This is a genomic window from Klebsiella sp. WP4-W18-ESBL-05 (genome assembly GCF_014169075.1).
GTDB classification, from domain to species: Bacteria; Pseudomonadota; Gammaproteobacteria; order Enterobacterales; family Enterobacteriaceae; genus Kluyvera; species Kluyvera ascorbata_B.
This window is the reverse complement of record NZ_AP022057.1, coordinates 664,383-683,992: the sequence shown is the minus strand read 5'-3', so window position 1 is coordinate 683,992 and position 19,610 is coordinate 664,383. Positions and strand designations below refer to the sequence as shown.

Here is a 19,610-nt window from a genome sequence, read left to right as displayed (position 1 = left end):
GAACCTAAACAGGAGAGAGACGATGGCGAAAGATTCAACCTCAGATCAGTTACGTGCAGAGCTGAAGGCCCTGTCAGATACCCTGGAAGAAGTCCTGAACGCTTCCACCGATAAATCGAAAGAAGAGATGAGTAAGCTGCGTAGCAAAGCGGAAAGCGCGCTGAAAGAGAGCCGTGACCGTCTGGGCGAAACGGGGGATGCTATTGCGAAGCAAACCCGCGAAGCGGCGGCTAAAGCCGATGGCTATGTGCGTGAAAACCCGTGGACCGGCGTGGGCATCGGTGCCGCAGTCGGTCTGGTGCTGGGCGTACTGCTGACGCGTCGCTAAGCATGAGTGATTCTCAGCACGCGCCGGGGCCGGGGAAAAACGTCCTCGGCATTGGCCAGCGCATCGTCACCCTGCTGGTTCAGATGGTTGAAACGCGGCTGCGCCTGGTCGTCGTTGAGCTGGAAGAGGAGAAAGCGAACCTTATTCAGCTGCTGTTGATGGCCGGGTTAACCCTGTTGTTTACTGCCTTCGGCCTGATGAGCCTGCTGGTACTGATAATGTGGGCCGTTGACCCGCAATATCGGCTTCACGTGATGATTGCCACCACCGTTACGCTGCTGCTGCTGGCGTTGATTGGCGGCATCTGGACGCTGCGTAAAGCGCGCCGCTCCACGCTGCTGCGCCATACGCGCCACGAGCTCGCTAACGATCGCACCCTGCTGGAGAACGACGAGCCATGAGCCCACGCCAGGAGCGCGAACAGCGCAAGGCCGCGCTGCTGCGCCAGATTCAGCAGCAGCGGCTGGATCTCAGCGCCAGCCGTCGCGACTGGCTGAACGCAACGCAGATCTATGACCGTGGCTGGAGCCGGCTGGTCAGCCTGCGCTCGTGGGCGATGGTCGCCAGCAGCGCCATGGCCGTAGTGTCACTGCGCCACCCACGTTTTCTGGTTCGCTGGGCGCGTCGTGGCCTTGGCGTCTGGAGCACATGGCGGATGGTTAAAAGCCTGCTGCATAAGCCAGTCTGACGGCGTCTAGCGGTTTATTTCAGCCAGTTCTTCTATCGACAGCCCGGTCGTCTGCGCGATGGTTTTCAGCGCAACGCCGTGGCTGATTAGAGCGCGGGCAATTTTCAGCGTTGTTTGCTGCTCACCTTCATTACGTCCTTCATTTCTGCCCTCGTCATGCTGTATTTCAGCCCACTCCATTAGCGTCAGTTTCTTTTTCATCATCTTCTCCTCACGGGGCGTCATCCCCCCCGCCAGCTGTCGAAAGAACGTCTCCGGCTGCGTGGTTCTTCCCGTCTCGGCCAGATAGTGAATTAGCGCACGGAACTGGCTGTCGGTGGTGTACCCCGCGCGCAGCAACCTGAGCAGGTTTTCCGTCATCTCCATCAGATCGCGACGGCGAATATTTTTCTGTAAAAACTCCAGCAGCGCGATACGCCGATGCCCCATGATGTCATCATCCGACAGCACGGTGAGATCGACCAGCGGAAGCACGCCGTCATAGAGTACCCGCGCAACCTCGGGTTCAGCAAACGCATCCAGCCAACGCATGGAGAACGGATACGGACTTTTTTCTCCGTGGTAAAACAGCATGGGAATCACCAGTGGAAGCGTATCGTGCCCAGCCTCCAGATGCCGCTGCATGGCGGCAAAGGCATAGCGCATTAAGCGAAAAGCCATATGCTTATCCGGCGAACTCTGATGCTCAATCAGCGCATAGACATAGCCCACGCCGTCGCAGGTTTGCAGCGACCACAGCACATCGGAATAGCTTGCCCTGAGAGACTCATCAATAAAACTCCCCGACGCCAGCTTCAGCGTTTTCAGGTCGCAAAGGGCCAGCAGCTCTGCCGGTAGGTGTATTCCCAGAAAATCGCCCACCGTCTCGGGATGCGACATAAAGGTCTTAAAGAGTGCATCATGCGGGGTGTTCACCATCGCGTTTCGTCCCTGATAACCAGCCTGCCGCGAGTATCCTCCAGGGTCAGAAAGGCGCAATCGCACAAGTGCTTCTTTGCGTAGCGGCTCGGGAAAAATCGCGGAGTCGTACATCATTACTCAGATTCTTTGAAGGAGTTCAACAGTTTTCCTTGCTAACAATTGTCATACACCGCAGTTATATTGCTCTTCATCGACAGCAGCTACGCGCTATCGACGTGTAAATGCTCAATAAAATGGTTTAACTGCCCGCAAGGTTCTCTGGAGTGTAAGATGAAAAAATTAGAAGATACTGGTTTCCTGGTTGCTCGTATTCTGATGCCAATTCTGTTTATCACGGCTGGCTGGGGCAAAATAACCGGGTATGCGGGTACACAGCAATATATGGAAGCCATGGGCGTCCCGGGGTTCCTGCTGCCGCTGACCATTCTGCTTGAGTTTGGCGGCGGTCTGGCCATTCTGTTCGGTTTCCTGACCCGTACCACCGCGCTGTTCACCGCGGCGTTCACGGTACTGACCGCGTTTATCTTCCACAGCAACTTTGCGGAAGGCATGAACTCGCTGATGTTTATGAAAAACCTGACCATCGCTGGCGGCTACCTGCTGCTGGGCATCACCGGTCCGGGCGCCTTCAGCATCGACCGCGTGCTGAATAAAAAGTGGTAAGCGCACTATACTGAATACACAAAGCGAGGAGATATCTCCTCGCTTTTGCTATCTAAAGGAGAACATGATGGGACAACTTATTGACGGCGTCTGGCAGGATACCTGGTACGACACCAAATCCACCGGCGGACGTTTCCAGCGTTCAGTCTCCGCCTTTCGCAACTGGCTGACCGCCGACGGCGAGCCAGGCCCAACCGGCAGCGGTGGCTTTGCCGCCGAAAAAGATCGCTATCATCTGTACGTTTCCCTCGCCTGCCCGTGGGCGCACCGCACGCTGATTTTACGCAAACTGAAAGGGCTGGAGCCGTTTATCTCCGTGTCCGTCGTTAACCCACTGATGCTGGAAAACGGCTGGACCTTCGACGCGGACTTCCCGGCGGCGACCGGTGATGCGCTCTATCAGCATCAGTTTTTGTATCAGCTCTACCAGCACGCCGACCCGACCTACTCCGGGCGCGTAACCGTGCCGGTGCTGTGGGACAAGAAAAATCAAACCATCGTCAGCAACGAATCTGCCGAAATTATTCGCATGTTTAACACCGCGTTTGATGCCCTGGGCGCCAAAGCGGGGGATTACTATCCACTGGCGCTACGCGAACAAATCGACGAGCTGAACGGCTGGATCTACGACACGGTCAATAACGGTGTCTACAAGGCCGGTTTCGCCACCAGCCAGGCAGCCTACGATGAGGCGGTGGAAAAGGTCTTTATCTCGCTCGATCGTCTGGAAAATATTCTCGGTACGCAGCGTTACCTGACCGGCAATCAGCTTACCGAAGCCGATATCCGCCTGTGGACGACGCTTATCCGTTTCGATCCGGTGTACGTAACCCACTTTAAGTGCGACAAGCACCGCATCAGCGATTACCCCAATCTGCATGGCTTCCTGCGCGATATCTACCAGATGCCGGGCATTGCGGAAACCGTCGATTTTGGCCACATCCGCAATCACTATTTCCGCAGCCACAAGACCATTAACCCGACCGGGATTATTTCGGTTGGCCCGTGGCAGGATCTGGACCAGCCGCACGGTCGCGACGTTCGTTTTCGCTAAACCTTCAGGGTGCCGTCCATCGGCGCCCTAATTTATTCGCCTCATCAATATTTACCTCATTTTCATTCGCGACTATCCTTAGCTTGATCGCTTTAAAAACAAGTGATTAATGATCAACTGAGGCAAAAAAATGGATTGGTATCTCAAGGTTATACGTAACTACATTGGCTTTGGCGGCCGCGCCCGCCGCAAAGAGTACTGGATGTTCGTCCTGGTGAACGTGATTTTTACGCTCGTGCTGGGCGTAGTCGATAAGATGCTTGGCTGGCAGCGCGCCGGCGGTGAAGGGATCCTCACCACCATTTATGGGGTGCTGGTTTTCCTGCCGTGGTGGGCCGTGCAGTTCCGTCGTCTGCATGACACCGACCGCTCGGCATGGTGGCTACTGCTGCTGATTATTCCGGTGATCGGCTGGATCGTAATTTTGATCTTCAACTGTCAGAGCGGCACGCCGGGCAATAACCGTTTCGGGCCCGATCCGAAGGGGATTTCCTGATCCCAACCAGGCACAACGCGGGTCTGGTAGGCCTGATAAGCGCAGCGCCATCAGGCTATTCGGCACAAATCGCCGGATGGCGGCGTAAACGCCTATCCGGCCTACTGCTTTATTTTGCGGTTAACAGTTTCTGAATTTCGCGCAGACAGCACGATTTCGCTTCGCCCATGCTGTCGCGGCGCCACGCCATAATAATGTCAATCTCTTTGCTGTACTCCGGGCTCACCACCCGCAGGCGCCCTTGCGCAATATCCTCTTCAACCAGCTGATACGGCATGGTCGCCACGCCGAGCCCGGCGAGCAGCGCCTGACGCTTCTCTTCCATCGATGTCACCGTCAGACGCGGCTGTTTGTCCAGCAACTGCACCGTCAGTACCGGGCGCTCCCGCGCGGTATCCGCAATCGCTACCCCACGATATTTCACGCGCGTCACTTCAGACAGCGGTTCCGCCTCCTGATGAATCGGATGATCCGGCGCCGCCACGTAAACGCTCATCAGCGAGTAGAGCTTGCGCGAGTTAATTTCCGTGGAAGAACGGAAGTGCATATCCGGTGCGATCACGATGTCCGCTCGCCCCTGCTCCAGACGCTCCCAGGCGCCCGCCAGCACTTCGGTGATAATCGACAGCTGGGTGTTAGACTTCGCCGCCAGCTTTTCCACCAGCGGGAACAGCGTTGCCGTTGGGATCAGCGCTTCCGCCACAATGGTGAGGTGCGTTTCCCAGCCGCGCGCCAGCGCTTCGGCATCGGTGGTCAGCTTATCTGCCGCCTCCAGCAGGACGCGACCACGTTCGAGGAGCATACGCCCGACGTTAGTGAATTTTGTTCGATGACCTGAACGGTCAAAAAGCACAACGTCCAGCTCTTCTTCCAGCTTTTGCATGGTATAGCTCAACGCCGAGGGCACGCGCCCAAGCTCATCCGCCGCGGCGGCGAAGCTGCCGCGTCGGTCAATGGCGTCCATTACTCGTAGTGCTTCCAGCGTCAGTGCTCTCTCTTTAGCCATGGCTTGCTCATTCAGGAAATTTGAACATACCGGGCAGAATATCTGGCTAACAATGCAGCGTCCATACCTTTACCATTGATTTAATGTAAAGGAGGGTCAAGAAGATGATTACCACAAGAACAGCGAAACAGTGCGGACAGGCGGACTTCGGTTGGCTTCAGGCCCGCTATACCTTCTCTTTTGGACACTACTTCGATCCGAAACTGCTGGGCTATGCGTCTCTGCGCGTGCTGAATCAGGAAGTCCTTGCTCCCGGCGCGGCCTTCCAGCCGCGGACCTATCCGAAGGTCGATATTCTGAATCTGATTCTGGAAGGCGAGGCCGAGTACCGCGACAGCGAAGGCCACCATATTCAAGCGAAGGCCGGTGAAGCGCTGCTGATTGCAACCCAGCAGGGTGTCAGCTATAGCGAACATAACCTGAGCAAAGACAAGCCGTTAACCCGGATACAAATCTGGCTGGACGCCTGCCCGGAACGCGATAATTCGCGGGTACAGAAACTGAAGCTGAAAGATACCGCGCACCAGCTGCTGGCCTCGCCGGACGGCAGTCAGCATAGTCTGCAGCTGCGTCAGCAGGTGTGGCTACACCATATTGAGCTGGCAAAAGGCGAGCAGGTTTCTCTGTCGCTGCACGGGCCGCGCGCCTATTTACAGTCGATTCACGGTACCGTACATGCGCTGGCTAACGACGCAGAAAACAAATCGCTCACCTGCGGCGATGGGGCATTTATTCGCGATGAAGCCAATATCACACTCGTTGCTGATACCCCACTGCGCGCTTTGCTGATAGATTTACCTGTGTAGGTCTATTCAGGATAGCGGAAGCAAAAATGAGTAAGAGAAACAATAAAAAGCAGCAGACGATGAAGGTGGCCAACGCCCCTCAACCCACCAACGCGGCACCGGAGTTTGGTCTGGAAGACATGCTGAGCGAACTGGAAGCCATCGTGGCCCAGGCTGAGAGCAGCCAGGCGGAAGAACAGACCGCCTGAACAAATGCCCTGGTTTGGTAACCGGGGCTGACCGCCTCGCCATCCTCGCTCTGTCGGTGCGCGGCAGGGTACGTCAGAAAGCAAAAACCCCGCCATCAAGGCGGGGTTTTTTAAGAAGTGAAACTGACCGATAAGCCGGGTTCTGTCGTGGACAGTCATTCATCTAGGCCAGCAATCGCTCACTGGCTCAAGCAGCCTACCCGGGTTCAGTACGGGCCGTACCTTATGAACCCCTATTTGGCCTTGCTCCGGGTGGAGTTTACCGTGCCACGGACTGTTACCAGCCGCGCGGTGCGCTCTTACCGCACCCTTTCACCCTTACCTGATCCCGCTTGCGCGGGCCATCGGCGGTTTGCTCTCTGTTGCACTGGTCGTGGGCTGTGACACCCCCCAGGCGTTACCTGGCACCTTGCCCTATGGAGCCCGGACTTTCCTCCCCTCCGCCCGTCTCCCCCGAAGAGGACGACGACGAAGCGGCGACTGTCTGGTCAGCTTCGGCGCGAAGTATAGAGGGTTTACGAGCCAATGTCACCTTTCCGTCTGCATTCCCACCTGAAGGGTGGCAGCGATATTACGGGAAGTGAGATAAATATTGTCCGCCGCCTCACGGAACGCCTCTTCCAGCGAGCCAATACGGTTCAGCACGCTGAACACAGAATCAATGCCGTACTGGTGCACAACGCCGACATCGCGGGTCAGGCTACCGGCAATACCGATCACCGGCTTATGGTATTTCTTTGCCACGCTGGCCACCCCAACGGGCACCTTACCGTGAATGCTCTGGCTGTCCAGCCGCCCTTCACCGGTCACCACCAGCGTGCAGTCGTGAATATGCTCTTCGAGATTTAACGCCTGAGTGACTATCTCAATGCCGCTGCGCAGCTCTGCGCCGAGAAACGCCATCAGCGCGCCGCCCATTCCCCCCGCCGCGCCAGAGCCCGGCACCTCTTTAACATCCACCCGTAGCGATTTTTTAATCACCTCGGCATAGTGCGCGAGGTTGCGGTCCAGCTCGGCGATCATCGCCGCGGTAGCGCCTTTCTGCGGCCCAAAAATACAGGACGCGCCAGACGGCCCGGTTAACGGGTTGGTCACATCGCAGGCTACGCGAATTGTGCACGCCTGCAGGCGCGCATCGAGTCCGGAAATATCAATATGATTAAGGCTCATCAGGCTACCGCCGCCGAAACCAATCGGCGAACCGTTGGCGTCGCATAACTTTGCGCCCAGCGCCTGTACCATCCCCGCCCCGCCGTCGTTCGTGGCGCTGCCGCCGATACCGATAATAATGCTCTTCACTCCACTTTCCAGCGCCTGGAGGATCAGCTCACCGGTACCATAGGACGTGGTGATCAGCGGGTTACGACGTTCAGGCGGTACCAGCGCCAGGCCGCTGGCGGCGGCCATTTCGATAAATGCCGTACCGCCGTCGCCGGAGATGCCCCACTGAGCCTGCACGGGGTCGCCAAGCGGGCCGGTTACCGTCGACATCACCGCGCGCCCCTGAGTGGCCGCAATCATCGCCTCAACCGTACCTTCGCCGCCGTCGGCAACCGGTACAGACACAAACTGCGCTTGCGGAAAGATTTCCCGAAATCCTTTTTCTATCGCCTGTGCTACCTCGGTGGCAGAAAGGCTTTCTTTATAAGAGTCTGGGGCGATTACGATTTTCATATCTGAGCCTATTAGCGCGCGACGCCGGATGGCGCATAACTTATCCGGCCTACCTTGCCGGCCCGGCAGGCTAACGCCGCCGGGCGCAACGTCCTTAACGAGTCACTTCAACTTTCGCCAGTTTTTCGTAGTAGCACGCCAGGGCACTATGGTCGGCCGTTCCCAACCCATCGGCACGCAGCGCCTGCATCATGGGGTCGGTTCCGGCTGAGGGCGAAATGACACCCTAAGCTTTCGGTTCCTTGGGCCAAAGATATTCGCCAGTCAGTAGAATGTGCGCCCAGCCCAATGGGGATATGTGGGGAAGAAATTCAGGGGGAACATCCAACCCTTCGTTCCGCCGCTCCGTGACGGCATGACCAAGATGGACGGTATTCCAGTAAATGATCACCGCAGTCAATAAATTGAGCCCAGCGATTCGGTAGTGCTGCCCCTCTGTCGTGCGATCGCGAATTTCCCCCTGCCTCCCGATACGGAGCGCATTTTTGAGCGCATGGTGGGCCTCTCCCTTGTTAAGACCGATCTGAGCACGCCGCTGCATGTCCGTATCCAGGATCCACTCAATAATGAAAAGGGTCCGTTCAATACGACCAACTTCACGAAGCGCAACTGCAAGGTTGTTTTGTCGTGGGTAAGAAGCGAGCTTGCGCAGGAGTTGGCTGGGCCTGATTTTGCCAGCGGTCATCGTCGCGGCACAACGGAAAATATCAGGCCAGTTCGCAACGATAAGATCCTCCCGGGCTTTTCCACCTACCAACTTGCGTAACTCCCTGGGGGTCGTATCGGGATTAAATACGTACAACCGCTTCGATGGCAGATCCCTGATTCGCAGAACGAGATTGTAGCCGAGCAGGCTACTGGCTCCGAACAAATGGTCGGTGAATCCTGCTGTATCGGCATACTGTTCGCGAACATGGCGACCGACCTCGTTCATCAGTAGTCCATCGAGAATATACGGTGCCTCGCTCACGGTCGCCGGGATCGACTGACAAGCGAATGGCGCGAACTGGTCGCTTACGTGAGTATACGCTTTGAGGCCGGGAACAGAACCATATTTGGCATTGACCATGTTCATGGCTTCGCCATGCCGCGCTGTCGGGAAAAACTGACCATCGCTCGATGCTGACGTGCCCATCCCCCAGACGCGTGACATCGGCAGTTTACCCTGCGCGGCCACCACAATTGCCAATGCCTGGTTCATGGCTTCGCTTTCAACATGCCAGCGGGCAAGGCGTGAGAGCTGCCAGTAATCATGCGTGTTTGTAGCTTCCGCCATCTTACGCAGGCCCAGATTGAGCCCTTCAGCGAGCAGGACGTTGAGCAGACCGATCCGGTCGCGACATGGAGCCCCGGTTCTCAGATGGGTAAACGCATCTGTGAAACCAAGGGCTGCATCAACTTCAAGCAGCATGTCGGTAATCCGAACGGACGGCATTCGGCGATACAGATCCAGTATGAGTGCCTCGGCACCATCCGGCACGTCTGCTGTCAACCTGTCGATCCGCAACGTTCCATCTTCTATGCTACCGTGCGGAATAGTGCCGTTACGGGCAGCCCGGGCCAGCCGCTTAAGAGCGATCGTGAGTCGCGCCTTTCTGTCTGCCAGCCAATCCTGTGGGTTGGAAGGCACGGCCAGTTTTGCATTTTCCTGCGCCGCGATCATCGGCACCAGTACCTGCTTGAGGTCACCATAGCGGCGCGAATGAGCGAGCCAGACATCTCCGGAACGAAAAGCATCCCGGAGGTGAAAGAGTACCGCCACTTCCCAAAGACGGGTATCTCCTTTTTCCTGAGCTCGTAAATGACGGTTCCATTTGGAGCTGGGCCGCAGGAAACGCCTTTCTGGCGATGCAACACCTTTCATCTCTCCGATCGACAAAGCTGCTGCTACCAATGGTCCGGCGACCGGCGCGGCTTCGAGCTTCAGACAGCGCAACATGCGGGGCGCATAACGACGAAAGCGATGGTATCCCTGCCCGACATATGCAAGAGGCTCATCGGCTAGCGTGTTGCTGAGTTGAGTCCCTGTCGCTACCAGTTGAGCGAGCCGGTCCCATGCAACCGAACTGGCGACAGCCATCTCCAGCGGGGTTCCGTCACTGCGGGCCTCAAGCAACGAAGCTCCCAGCGCGGTGAAGGTACGGATCGTATCCGTGAGTGTGGCTTTAGAGCCGGAAATTGTTTCGTCATGCTGGCGCTTCGCTTCCCGCCAGGTTTTTCCTACGATCCTGTCATGGGTTTCGACTATGGCATCAGCAATCGCCGCTTCCCACTCCACAACACAGACGGCAAGGATCGCCCAGCGGCGGTCCGAAGTGATGTCACGCAAACCGTCGGTGAAGTAGCGTTCACCCTGCCGACGCAGCCGGGCAATGCGATGGGCAGGTATGCTGGCCAAAGCACTATGATTGATATTCAGGGTACGCAGAAATTCGAGCCTGTCGAGCAAACGGTTAGCAGCAGCCGAGTTGTTACCAACCTCGAAGTTGCGAAGCCAGATGAAACGACTGATATTGCCGGCGAGCATTTCACTCAGAAGTTTGTCCAGGTGATCGCGAACATCCGCTGTTAAATTTTCCGCAATCCGCGTTTCAATCCGCCGCTCAGCGGCGACCAGAGCATCCGCGCACAAGCGCTCGATTGTCGATACTGCGGGCAGAATGGTGGAAGTTTCCCGACACCGCACAATAAAACGATGAGCAAGATCCTCGTTTGATCTGGCATCTTCGGCCTGGCCGAAAGTCCACTCCCGCAGATCACGGGCACCACGGCCCGTGAAGGTCTTGTAGCCGTAAATTTCGCGCAGCGTGTCCATGTGCTGCTGACGGGTTTGGCGCCGTGTGGCATAAGTGAGAAGCGCATCAGCCGGAACTCCAAGCTGAGCACCGACGAAGGAAAGGACTTCACGCGGGATCATCTCACCAGGAGCCAGTGCACGGCCCGGATATCGTAAGGCACAAAGTTGCAGGGCAAAGCCAATCCTGTTTTCCGGTCTGCGGCGCTGCCTAATGTTTTCCAGGTCATCATCGCCCAGCGTGTAGAACTTCAGTAGCGACAGTTCGTCCGTGGGCAGATCGAACAGCGCTGCTCGCTGCCGTTCGGTGAAAATATGGCGTCGTGACATACAAATTCGTCCCTTTTGAAGTATAGTCTGTTTTGGACAACAGCCAGCCCATATAAATCAGGGCGTTCCGATACAAAAATCCAGGAGGGTTCAATTGGGACATCGTGCCGCCATTTACTGCCGGGTTTCAACAGCGGATCAGTCTTGTGAACGCCAGGAATTTGATCTGCGAGCCTTCGCCGGCCGTGCCGGCTACGACGTGGTGGGAATATTTAAGGAAACAGGTTCAGGAACTAAACTCGACCGGGCCGAGCGAAAGAAAGTCCTGGCGCTTGCCCAGTCCAGACAAATTGATGCAATCCTGGTCACTGAGCTTTCCCGGTGGGGGCGCTCGACGCTCGATCTGCTCAATACGCTACGTGAACTGGAGAACTGGAAGGTTTCCGTGATAGCCATGAATGGAATGGCGTTCGATCTTTCGTCGCCGTATGGACGAATGCTGGCGACGCTTCTTTCCGGCATTGCGGAGTTTGAGCGGGATCTCATCAGCGAGCGGGTCAAGTCAGGCCTTGCTGTTGCGAAGGCACGTGGTAAGAGGCTTGGTCGTCAGGCCGGAGTGCGACCAAAATCAGACCGACTTTTGCCTAAGGTGGTTGCGATGAGGGCCGAGGGACGCAGCTATCGCTGGATCGCACGCGAGCTCGGTATCAGCAAGAATACCGTCGCTGACATCGTGCAACGACACAGAGCTAACGCTTAGGGTGTCATTTCGCCCTCAGCCGGAACCGACCCCATCATCTCCATCACCGCTGCGGTCAGCGGCAGCTGCGCCCCAACGCCGTGGGACGTATCCAGCGCGTTGGCCAGATCTTTAATATGCAGATCGATACGGAAGCCCGGCTTGAAGTTACGATCCATAACCATCGGCGCCTTGGCATCCAGCACGGTGCTGCCCGCCAGACCGCCGCGGATGGCCTGATAAACCAGGTCAGGATTCACACCCGCTTTGGTCGCCAGGGTCAACGCTTCCGACATTGCAGCGATGTTCAGCGCGACAATCACCTGATTCGCCAGCTTGGTGACGTTACCCGCGCCAATCTCCCCGGTATGCACCACGGAGCCGGCCATCGCTTTCATCAGGTCATAATACTTGTCGAAAATCGCTTTATCTCCACCAACCATCACCGACAGCGTGCCATCAATGGCTTTCGGTTCGCCGCCGCTTACTGGCGCATCAAGCATATCTACGCCTTTTGCTTTCAGCGCCTCACTAATTTCGCGGCTCGCCAGCGGCGCAATTGAGCTCATATCGATCAGTACCGTGCCCGGTTTGGCACCTTCGATAATGCCATTTTCCCCCAGCGCCACTTCTTTTACGTGCGGCGAGTTTGGCAGCATCGTGATGATGACATCGCACTGCTCGGCAATGGCTTTCGCCGTGGTCGCCGTTTCCGCTCCGGCGGCAATCACTTCGGCAATCGTTTCAGGATTACGGTCCGACACCACCAGCGAGTAACCCGCTTTCAGCAGGTTTTTACTCATCGGTTTACCCATGATACCCAGGCCAATAAAACCAACTTTCATCGTCATTTCCTCAATATTGCGTTAATCGGTGGTGGTTACTTTTTAAAAGCATCAGCCAGTTTTTGAGTACCGGCGCGGAAGACGCCCAGGTCGCTGCCAACGGCCACAAAGGTGGCTCCCCACTCGAGGTAGCGACGCGCGTCGGCTTCAACCGGTGCCAGGATGCCGCTTGGCTTGCCGTGGGCTTTCGCACGGGAAAAAATATGCTGAATGGCTTTCTGAACCTCCGGGTGCGAAGCATTACCCAGATGCCCCAGCGCGGCGGCCAGGTCGCTTGGCCCGACAAAGATGCCATCCACACCTTCCGTTGCCGCGATGGCATCCACGTTATCGACGCCCAGCTGGCTTTCAATCTGCACCAGAATGGTGATGTTTTTGTTGGACTGCGCGAAGTAGTCCGGTACGGTGCCAAACATATTGCCGCGATGCGAAACGGATACGCCGCGAATCCCCTCCGGCGGATAGCGCGTGGAAGAGACCGCCTGCGCCGCCTGCTCCTGCGTTTCCACAAACGGAATCAGGAAGTTATAGAAGCCGATATCCAGCATGCGCTTGATAATGACCGGCTCATTGGTCGGAATACGTACGACCGGCGCGCTCTGGCTGCCTTTCAGTGCCATCAGCTGTGGGATTAACGTCGTCACATCGTTCGGCGCATGTTCACCGTCCAGCACCAGCCAGTCGAAACCGGCCAGGCCTAACACTTCAGTACTGATCGGGCTGGAGAGGGCTGACCAGCAGCCAATCTGAACCCGTTGAGCAGCCAGCGCCGCTTTGAATTTGTTAGGAAAAATCGCGTTATCCATTTTTTATTACCTTACGTTAGTCGCGGCTTACTTCCGCAGTTCCAGACGTTTGATGTCGCCGACCACGACGAGGTAGCAAACCATCATCATCAGCGCGGAACAGCCGACAAAAATCAGTGCGCCATTAAAGGAGTGCAGTTCACTTACGATATAACCAATCACCAGCGGCGTAACGATAGAGGCGACGTTACCAAAGACGTTAAACACCCCACCGCACAGCCCAACAATCTCTTTTGGCGCCACGTCGGAGATAACCGGCCACCCCAGTGCGCCAAAGCCTTTGCCGAAGAACGCCAGCGCCATTAATCCTACGACCAGCGCCGTGTTGTCGGTGTAGTTACACAGAATAATCGTCGACGCCAACAGCATGCCCAGCACAATAGGCAGTTTACGTGCAAAGGTCAGCGTACAACCGCGGCGAATCAGGTAGTCGGAGAACAGCCCGCCCAGCACACCGCCGGCAAAACCACACAGCGCAGGGATAGACGCCACCATACCCACTTTCAGAATCGACATACCTTTGTCCTGCACCAGGTAAATCGGGAACCAGGTGAGGAAGAACCAGGTGATGGTGTTTAAGAAGTACTGGCCGAAGAAGATACCTAACATCATACGGCTGCTAAGCAACTGTTTGATGTAATCCAGTTTCGGACCTTTTGCCGCGTCGCTGCCCGGCTTTTTGTGGTCCATATCAACCACTGCGCCGTTATCCGCAATAAACTTCAGCTCTTCTTTGGTCATTCGTGGATGATCGGTTGGGTTGTGTACGAACTTCACCCACAGCCCGGTCAACACAAAGCCAATCACCCCCATCACGGTAAAGACGTGCTCCCAGCCCCAGGCGAAGGTCAGCCAGCCCAGCAGCGGCGAGAACAGCGCTAAAGAGAAATACTGCGCGGAGTTAAAAATAGCCGAGGCGGTACCGCGTTCTTTGGTTGGGAACCAGGCCGCAACAATACGCGCGTTTGCCGGGAAGGAAGGCGCTTCGGAGAAGCCCAGCATAAAACGCATGAAGAACATAGAAACGCCGGCCCAGGCCAGCGGGAAGAAACCGACAAAGCCCTGCAGGAAGGTAAACAGAGACCAGAAGAACAAGCTATAGGTATAAACTTTCTTCGAGCCGAATTTATCCAGTAACCAACCACCGGGGATCTGCATGAGCAGGTACGCCCAACCGAATGCAGAGAAGATATACCCCATAGAAATCGCACTAAGTTCCAGTTCCTTAGCGACAGACGTACCGGCAATGGAAAGCGTTGCGCGGTCTGCGTAGTTAACGGCCGTAACAATAAAAATAATGAATAGAATTAAATAACGGGTAGGCATACCCTTTTTTGCTTCAACAACATCAGCAGTATCGTGTATCATTTTATTATCCTCGGGTACAGGATGCTTTAATTTTATTGTTTTTATTAAAGCGAATTTCGCTGATTATTTAATTACCAATGAATCTCGTAATAAAAAATCAGACGCCATGAATTCGAGGTTCAGTATAATCAGGATATCTCGCTCGCACATTGTGCAAATCACCAATTTAAACGCGCAATAAATTAATTTTATTGACCATATGCACACAGCACTGGGCGCTGATGCACAATTTCAGCCATTGACTCCCTTGTCTCCCGCGGCATGAAGGCGATAGGTGATCTTCATCACATTTTTATGGTTCAACTCCTGACATTCTTTATTTCATGTAGCAATGGGTATTTTATTTTCCATTACCAGAAACAAACCATAAATAACCCTAATTCTTTTACCCCCTGGCTGGAGAATGCTGGACAATGGCTAACATTGAAATCAGACAAGAATCGCCGACGGCTTTTTATATAAAAGTACATGAAACAGATAATGTCGCGATCGTTGTTAACGATAACGGATTAAAAGCAGGAACGCGTTTTCCTGACGGTCTGGAATTAATTGAACATATTCCCCAGGGGCATAAAGTTGCGCTGGTGGATATTCCTCAGAACGGTGAAATCATCCGCTACGGCGAAGTCATCGGTTACGCGGTGCGCGATATTGCTAAAGGTAGCTGGATTGACGAATCCACGGTTGTGCTACCGGAAGCGCCGCCACTCAACACCTTGCCGCTGGCGACCAAAGTCCCGGAGCCGCTGCCGCCGCTCGAAGGCTATACCTTCGAAGGTTATCGCAACGCCGACGGCAGCGTCGGCACCAAAAACCTGCTGGGCATTACCACCAGCGTACACTGCGTAGCGGGCGTGGTGGACTATGTGGTGAAAATCATTGAGCGCGATCTGCTGGCAAAATACCCCAACGTCGATGGCGTGGTTGGTCTGAACCACCTGTACGGCTGCGGCGTGGCAATTAACGCACCGGCGGCGGTGGTCCCCATTCGCACCATCCATAACCTCGCGCTAAACCCCAACTTTGGCGGTGAAGTGATGGTCGTGGGACTGGGCTGTGAAAAGCTACAGCCAGAACGCCTGCTCGAAGGCACGGAGGATGTACAAAGCATCGCGGTCGACAGCGCCAGCATCGTGCGCCTGCAGGATGAGCAGCACGTCGGCTTTCAATCGATGGTCGACGATATCTTACAGGTTGCCGAACGCCACCTGCAAAAGCTCAACCAACGTCAGCGCGAAACCTGCCCAGCTTCCGAGCTGGTGGTTGGCATGCAGTGCGGCGGCAGCGATGCGTTCTCCGGCGTGACCGCCAACCCGGCGGTCGGCTACGCTTCCGATCTGCTAGTGCGCTGCGGCGCCACGGTTATGTTCTCTGAAGTCACCGAAGTGCGCGATGCCATCCATCTGTTAACGCCACGCGCGGTGAATGAAGAGGTGGGCAAACGTCTGCTTGAAGAGATGGCCTGGTATGATAACTACCTCAACATGGGGCAAACCGATCGCAGCGCCAACCCATCTCCAGGCAACAAGAAAGGCGGCCTTGCCAACGTAGTGGAAAAAGCGCTGGGCTCAATCGCCAAGTCTGGCAAAAGCGCCATCGTCGAAGTGCTGTCACCGGGCCAACGTCCGACCAAGCGCGGCCTGATTTACGCCGCGACGCCGGCCAGCGATTTCGTTTGCGGCACTCAACAGGTTGCTTCCGGCATCACCGTACAGGTGTTTACTACCGGGCGCGGTACGCCGTACGGCCTGGTTGCGGTACCGGTCATCAAGATGGCCACCCGCACCGCGCTGGCGAACCGCTGGTATGACCTAATGGATATTAACGCGGGCACCATCGCCACCGGCGAAGAGACCATTGAAGAGGTGGGGACGAAGCTATTCCACTTTATTCTCGATGTGGCCAGCGGGCGTAAAAAAACCTTCTCGGATCAATGGGGGCTGCACAACCAGCTGGCGGTGTTCAACCCGGCGCCGGTAACCTGACGGCAGACGGCCAATCGAAAATACGTAGGCCGGATAAGCAAAGCGACATCCGGCCTACCGTTCCTGCTCCTGACTTCAACGCCTTAACGGACCAGCATTACGCCAGGGCGCCCCTTTTTTATTCCGACAGCGCCACCAGAATCACGTCGATACCGCTCTTACGTAATCCGTCGAGGCTCTCCTGCGGGATCCCCTCATCCACGATGATCATATCCACACGCTGCATATCAATAATCTTATGCAGGCTTGAGCGATTAAATTTGCTGGAGTCGGTCACCACGATGATCTTCTCAGCCACTTCGCTCATGCGCCGGTTCAGCCGCGCTTCATCTTCATTATGCGTGCTGATTCCACGCTCCAGATCGATAGCATCAACGCCGAGAAACAGCATGTCAAAGTGGTAGTTTTGCAGCGATTGCTCAGCCTGATCGCCATAGAACGACTGCGATTGGCGGCGCAGATGCCCACCGGTCATCAACAGCTCAACGCCTTCTGCTTCCAGCAACGCATTGGCGACATTCATACCGTTAGTCATAGCAATCACATCGCTGTGATGACGCATCAGCCGCGCGATTTCATAGGTTGTAGTGCCCGAATCCAGAATCACCCGATGCCCCGGCTTAATAAACTCAACGGCGGCCCTGGCGATACGCCGTTTCACCGCCGTATTCAGCGAACTTTTATCTTCAACGGAGGGTTCTGCGCCCGGCGTATTACCGTCGCAAATCAGCGCACCGCCGTAGGCCCGCACGGCAATACCCTGCTTTTCAAGAAAGGCCAGATCGTTGCGGATCGTCACGGTCGAAACGCCAAACAGCACGGAAAGATCGTTGACCTGCACGCTTCCCTGCTGTCGCAACCGCTGGATGATCTGCTCACGCCTTTCGCTGGTTCCAGGCACCCGCTTATCCGCAGAAGAGTCGGTGTTGCTCATAAGTAATCCTTTGATCAATTTCTTTCGTTTCATTTCGTTTGGCTTATTAACGCCTTTCTTTTATCGGAATGCAAGCCTTAAAAAGCCGAAAGAATGGCCGCAACACCGATCACAAACCTTTCATTATGTTTCTTTTGTGAAACAGATCGGAAAACTATTATCTTTCGTTTTATTTTTAACACACCATGATGCAGTATCAAATGAAACAAAACGAAAGAACGATGTCACCATCATCTGACCTGGAGAGGAAAGTGAAACATCTGACTAACATGGTGGAACAGCATAAACGGGGGAAGGCAAACGGGATTTATGCCGTTTGTTCCGCGCATCCACTGGTACTGGAATCTGCCATACGCTACGCCCACGCCAACCAGGCGCCGCTGCTGATCGAAGCAACCTCAAACCAGGTTGACCAGTTTGGCGGCTACACCGGCATGACGCCAGCCGATTTTCGCGGCTTTGTCTGCGGGCTGGCCGACGCGCTGCATTTTCCCCAAACGCAGCTGATCCTCGGCGGCGATCATCTCGGTCCCAACCGTTGGCAGGATCTGCCAGCAGAGATCGCGATGGCTCACGCTGACGATCTGATCAAAAGCTATGTGTCCGCTGGATTTAAAAAGATCCACCTCGATTGCAGCATGTCCTGTCAGGGCGATCCGGTTCCACTCACCGACGAGATCGTCGCCGAACGCGCCGCGCGTCTGGCAAAAATCGCCGAAGAAACCCACGCCGCGCTGTTTGGCGAATCGGATCTGGTCTACGTGATCGGGACCGAGGTGCCGGTACCCGGCGGCGCCCATGAAACCTTAACCGAACTGGCGGTCACCACGCCTGAAGCAGCACGGGCCACGCTGGAAGCCCATCGCCACGCGTTTGAAAAGCAGGGGCTGAACGCCGTGTGGCCACGCATTATTGCGCTGGTTGTACAGCCCGGCGTCGAATTCGATCATACCCATATCATTGATTATCAACCGCAAAAAGCCGTCGCGCTGAGCAAGATGGTGGAAGCCTATGACACGCTGGTGTTCGAGGCGCATTCCACCGATTACCAGACGCCACAATCGCTGCGCCAGCTGGTGGTCGATCACTTCGCCATCCTGAAAGTGGGTCCGGCGCTGACCTTCGCCCTGCGCGAAGCGCTGTTTTCACTGGCGGCGATCGAAGAAGAACTGCTGCCCGCTAAAGCCTGTTCTGGCCTGCGTAACGTTCTGGAGAGCGTCATGCTCGATCGCCCGGAATACTGGCAGAGCCATTATCACGGTGACGGCAACGCGCGGCGACTGGCGCGCGGCTATAGCTATTCCGACCGCGTGCGCTACTACTGGCCTGATGGGCAAATTGATGATGCCTTCGCGCGGCTGGTGCGCAATCTGGCGGACGAACCTATTCCGCTACCGCTCATCAGCCAGTATTTACCGTTGCAGTACGTCAAAGTCCGCGAGGGAGATCTCAACGCAACGCCGCGAGAACTCATCATCAGCCACATTCAGGACATACTGCAGCAGTACCATGCCGCCTGTCAGGGCGTTACCCCCCATAACGGATAACAACAAAGAGGAAAACGCGATGCCAAATATTGTATTAAGCCGCATAGATGAACGCCTGATCCACGGCCAGGTTGGCGTGCAGTGGGTAGGATTTGCGGGGGCAAATCTGGTGCTGGTCGCCAACGATGAAGTCGCAGAAGACACCGTTCAACAGAACCTGATGGAAATGGTGCTGGCTGAAGGGATCGCCGTGCGCTTCTGGTCGCTGCAAAAAACGATCGACAACATCCACCGCGCCGCCGACCGGCAGAAAATTTTACTGGTGTGCAGAACGCCGGGAGATTTCCTTACGCTGGTTGAGGGCGGTGTCCCCATCACGCGCATCAACGTAGGCAACATGCACTACGCCGAAGGAAAAACACAAATTGCCAAAACGGTTTCTGTCGATGCCAACGATGTCCACGCGTTCAACGGCCTGAAGGCTGCCGGCGTGGAATGTTTCGTTCAGGGCGTGCCCACAGAACCTGCTTTGGATCTCTTTAAACTACTTTGAGGGAT

At 55.7% G+C, this 19,610-nt stretch carries 19 protein-coding genes, 1 other RNA gene and 2 pseudogenes; 12 read left to right on the top strand and 10 right to left on the bottom strand.

The window, feature by feature from the left end; translation table 11 throughout:
* Positions 1-22 precede the first annotated feature (22 nt).
* The 3 genes from H7R58_RS03355 to H7R58_RS03345 are packed head-to-tail and all read left to right on the top strand — an operon-like array spanning position 23 to position 1,016.
* Positions 23-328 (top strand): ElaB/YgaM/YqjD family protein, encoded by a 306-nt coding sequence (locus H7R58_RS03355; protein ID WP_106927127.1) that lies wholly within the window; start codon positions 23-25, stop codon positions 326-328.
* A gap of 2 nt (positions 329-330) precedes the next feature.
* Positions 331-729, top strand: a complete 399-nt coding sequence (locus tag H7R58_RS03350; protein WP_106927129.1) for a phage holin family protein — start codon at positions 331-333, stop codon at positions 727-729.
* Positions 726-1,016, top strand: a complete 291-nt coding sequence (locus tag H7R58_RS03345; protein WP_106927131.1) for a YqjK-like family protein — start codon at positions 726-728, stop codon at positions 1,014-1,016. Before H7R58_RS03350 ends, H7R58_RS03345 begins: the two co-directional genes overlap by 4 nt.
* Positions 1,017-1,022: 6 nt before the next feature.
* On the opposite strand, the gene H7R58_RS03340 is transcribed toward H7R58_RS03345, so the two are convergent.
* Entirely contained in the window at positions 1,023-1,934 is a 912-nt protein-coding gene (locus H7R58_RS03340; protein ID WP_182929971.1) for an Rpn family recombination-promoting nuclease/putative transposase, read from the bottom strand.
* 273 nt (positions 1,935-2,207) lie between these two features.
* Here H7R58_RS03340 and H7R58_RS03335 point away from each other — a divergent pair, with 273 nt between their 5' ends.
* From H7R58_RS03335 to H7R58_RS03325, 3 genes are all read left to right on the top strand, one after another.
* A complete protein-coding gene (locus H7R58_RS03335; protein WP_106927133.1) occupies positions 2,208-2,600 on the top strand; it encodes a DoxX family protein in 393 nt (130 codons plus the stop codon).
* A gap of 67 nt (positions 2,601-2,667) precedes the next feature.
* The gene (locus H7R58_RS03330; RefSeq protein WP_106927134.1) at positions 2,668-3,654 is read left to right on the top strand and encodes a glutathione S-transferase family protein; all 987 of its coding nucleotides are present in this window, start codon (positions 2,668-2,670) and stop codon (positions 3,652-3,654) included.
* A 130-nt stretch (positions 3,655-3,784) separates the two neighbouring features.
* Positions 3,785-4,150, top strand: a complete 366-nt coding sequence (locus tag H7R58_RS03325; protein WP_106927135.1) for a DUF805 domain-containing protein — start codon at positions 3,785-3,787, stop codon at positions 4,148-4,150.
* Between the two features lie 109 nt (positions 4,151-4,259).
* Here H7R58_RS03325 and H7R58_RS03320 read toward each other — a convergent pair whose 3' ends face one another.
* On the bottom strand, positions 4,260-5,156 hold the full coding sequence (locus tag H7R58_RS03320) for a LysR family transcriptional regulator (protein WP_182934591.1): 897 nt from the start codon (positions 5,154-5,156) through the stop codon (positions 4,260-4,262).
* A 104-nt stretch (positions 5,157-5,260) separates the two neighbouring features.
* Between H7R58_RS03320 and H7R58_RS03315 the strand changes: the two genes are divergently transcribed.
* Together H7R58_RS03315 and H7R58_RS03310 are read left to right on the top strand one after the other, a co-directional pair.
* The gene (locus tag H7R58_RS03315) at positions 5,261-5,962 is read left to right on the top strand and encodes a pirin family protein (protein ID WP_106927137.1); all 702 of its coding nucleotides are present in this window, start codon (positions 5,261-5,263) and stop codon (positions 5,960-5,962) included.
* Between the two features lie 26 nt (positions 5,963-5,988).
* Positions 5,989-6,150, top strand: coding sequence for a hypothetical protein (locus tag H7R58_RS03310; protein WP_181358003.1), 162 nt, complete (start codon positions 5,989-5,991; stop codon positions 6,148-6,150).
* A gap of 115 nt (positions 6,151-6,265) precedes the next feature.
* On the opposite strand, the gene rnpB is transcribed toward H7R58_RS03310, so the two are convergent.
* The 4 genes and pseudogenes from rnpB to H7R58_RS03290 form a co-directional block, all read right to left on the bottom strand.
* An RNA gene (gene rnpB / locus H7R58_RS03305) (RNase P RNA component class A) lies at positions 6,266-6,646 on the bottom strand.
* 32 nt (positions 6,647-6,678) lie between these two features.
* The gene (gene garK, locus H7R58_RS03300; protein WP_106927138.1) at positions 6,679-7,824 is read right to left on the bottom strand and encodes a glycerate 2-kinase; all 1,146 of its coding nucleotides are present in this window, start codon (positions 7,822-7,824) and stop codon (positions 6,679-6,681) included.
* Between the two features lie 94 nt (positions 7,825-7,918).
* A pseudogene (gene garR, locus H7R58_RS03295) lies at positions 7,919-8,023 on the bottom strand (2-hydroxy-3-oxopropionate reductase); the annotation flags it as partial.
* 27 nt (positions 8,024-8,050) lie between these two features.
* A complete protein-coding gene (locus H7R58_RS03290) occupies positions 8,051-10,948 on the bottom strand; it encodes a Tn3-like element Tn5403 family transposase (RefSeq protein ID WP_001553819.1) in 2,898 nt (965 codons plus the stop codon).
* A gap of 94 nt (positions 10,949-11,042) precedes the next feature.
* Here H7R58_RS03290 and H7R58_RS03285 point away from each other — a divergent pair, with 94 nt between their 5' ends.
* A complete protein-coding gene (locus H7R58_RS03285) occupies positions 11,043-11,648 on the top strand; it encodes a recombinase family protein (protein WP_080901903.1) in 606 nt (201 codons plus the stop codon).
* 11 nt (positions 11,649-11,659) lie between these two features.
* Here H7R58_RS03285 and garR (H7R58_RS03280) read toward each other — a convergent pair.
* The 3 genes and pseudogenes from garR (H7R58_RS03280) to H7R58_RS03270 form a co-directional block, all read right to left on the bottom strand.
* Positions 11,660-12,478: pseudogene (gene garR, locus H7R58_RS03280) on the bottom strand (2-hydroxy-3-oxopropionate reductase); the annotation flags it as partial.
* A gap of 29 nt (positions 12,479-12,507) precedes the next feature.
* Positions 12,508-13,278 carry a 2-dehydro-3-deoxyglucarate aldolase gene (gene garL / locus H7R58_RS03275; protein WP_182929970.1) on the bottom strand — a complete coding sequence of 257 codons (771 nt, stop codon included), beginning with the start codon at positions 13,276-13,278 and terminating at the stop codon, positions 12,508-12,510.
* A 27-nt stretch (positions 13,279-13,305) separates the two neighbouring features.
* On the bottom strand, positions 13,306-14,646 hold the full coding sequence (locus H7R58_RS03270) for an MFS transporter (RefSeq protein WP_106927144.1): 1,341 nt from the start codon (positions 14,644-14,646) through the stop codon (positions 13,306-13,308).
* 413 nt (positions 14,647-15,059) lie between these two features.
* On the opposite strand from H7R58_RS03270, the gene garD reads away from it, so the two are divergent.
* Entirely contained in the window at positions 15,060-16,631 is a 1,572-nt protein-coding gene (gene garD, locus H7R58_RS03265; protein ID WP_106927146.1) for a galactarate dehydratase, read from the top strand.
* A 118-nt stretch (positions 16,632-16,749) separates the two neighbouring features.
* On the opposite strand, the gene H7R58_RS03260 is transcribed toward garD, so the two are convergent.
* The gene (locus H7R58_RS03260) at positions 16,750-17,565 is read right to left on the bottom strand and encodes a DeoR family transcriptional regulator (protein ID WP_106927148.1); all 816 of its coding nucleotides are present in this window, start codon (positions 17,563-17,565) and stop codon (positions 16,750-16,752) included.
* A 269-nt stretch (positions 17,566-17,834) separates the two neighbouring features.
* Between H7R58_RS03260 and kbaZ the strand changes: the two genes are divergently transcribed.
* Both kbaZ and agaV read left to right on the top strand, forming a co-directional pair.
* Positions 17,835-19,112, top strand: a complete 1,278-nt coding sequence (kbaZ, locus tag H7R58_RS03255) for a tagatose-bisphosphate aldolase subunit KbaZ (RefSeq protein WP_264988179.1) — start codon at positions 17,835-17,837, stop codon at positions 19,110-19,112.
* Positions 19,113-19,131: 19 nt separating this feature from the next.
* Positions 19,132-19,605 carry a PTS N-acetylgalactosamine transporter subunit IIB gene (gene agaV / locus H7R58_RS03250; RefSeq protein WP_106927152.1) on the top strand — a complete coding sequence of 158 codons (474 nt, stop codon included), beginning with the start codon at positions 19,132-19,134 and terminating at the stop codon, positions 19,603-19,605.
* Positions 19,606-19,610 lie beyond the last annotated feature (5 nt).

Bases quoted from the DNA above. Each gene is read 5' to 3' on its own strand.
- H7R58_RS03355 (WP_106927127.1), top strand. From the start codon at position 23: ATGGCGAAAGATTCAACCTCAGATCAGTTACGTGCAGAGCTGAAGGCC.
- H7R58_RS03350 (WP_106927129.1), top strand. From the start codon at position 331: ATGAGTGATTCTCAGCACGCGCCGGGGCCGGGGAAAAACGTCCTCGGC.
- H7R58_RS03345 (WP_106927131.1), top strand. From the start codon at position 726: ATGAGCCCACGCCAGGAGCGCGAACAGCGCAAGGCCGCGCTGCTGCGC.
- H7R58_RS03340 (WP_182929971.1), bottom strand. From the start codon at position 1,934: ATGGTGAACACCCCGCATGATGCACTCTTTAAGACCTTTATGTCGCAT.
- H7R58_RS03335 (WP_106927133.1), top strand. From the start codon at position 2,208: ATGAAAAAATTAGAAGATACTGGTTTCCTGGTTGCTCGTATTCTGATG.
- H7R58_RS03330 (WP_106927134.1), top strand. From the start codon at position 2,668: ATGGGACAACTTATTGACGGCGTCTGGCAGGATACCTGGTACGACACC.
- H7R58_RS03325 (WP_106927135.1), top strand. From the start codon at position 3,785: ATGGATTGGTATCTCAAGGTTATACGTAACTACATTGGCTTTGGCGGC.
- H7R58_RS03320 (WP_182934591.1), bottom strand. From the start codon at position 5,156: ATGGCTAAAGAGAGAGCACTGACGCTGGAAGCACTACGAGTAATGGAC.
- H7R58_RS03315 (WP_106927137.1), top strand. From the start codon at position 5,261: ATGATTACCACAAGAACAGCGAAACAGTGCGGACAGGCGGACTTCGGT.
- H7R58_RS03310 (WP_181358003.1), top strand. From the start codon at position 5,989: ATGAGTAAGAGAAACAATAAAAAGCAGCAGACGATGAAGGTGGCCAAC.
- garK (WP_106927138.1), bottom strand. From the start codon at position 7,824: ATGAAAATCGTAATCGCCCCAGACTCTTATAAAGAAAGCCTTTCTGCC.
- H7R58_RS03290 (WP_001553819.1), bottom strand. From the start codon at position 10,948: ATGTCACGACGCCATATTTTCACCGAACGGCAGCGAGCAGCGCTGTTC.
- garL (WP_182929970.1), bottom strand. From the start codon at position 13,278: ATGGATAACGCGATTTTTCCTAACAAATTCAAAGCGGCGCTGGCTGCT.
- H7R58_RS03270 (WP_106927144.1), bottom strand. From the start codon at position 14,646: ATGATACACGATACTGCTGATGTTGTTGAAGCAAAAAAGGGTATGCCT.
- garD (WP_106927146.1), top strand. From the start codon at position 15,060: ATGGCTAACATTGAAATCAGACAAGAATCGCCGACGGCTTTTTATATA.
- H7R58_RS03260 (WP_106927148.1), bottom strand. From the start codon at position 17,565: ATGAGCAACACCGACTCTTCTGCGGATAAGCGGGTGCCTGGAACCAGC.
- kbaZ (WP_264988179.1), top strand. From the start codon at position 17,835: ATGGTGGAACAGCATAAACGGGGGAAGGCAAACGGGATTTATGCCGTT.
- agaV (WP_106927152.1), top strand. From the start codon at position 19,132: ATGCCAAATATTGTATTAAGCCGCATAGATGAACGCCTGATCCACGGC.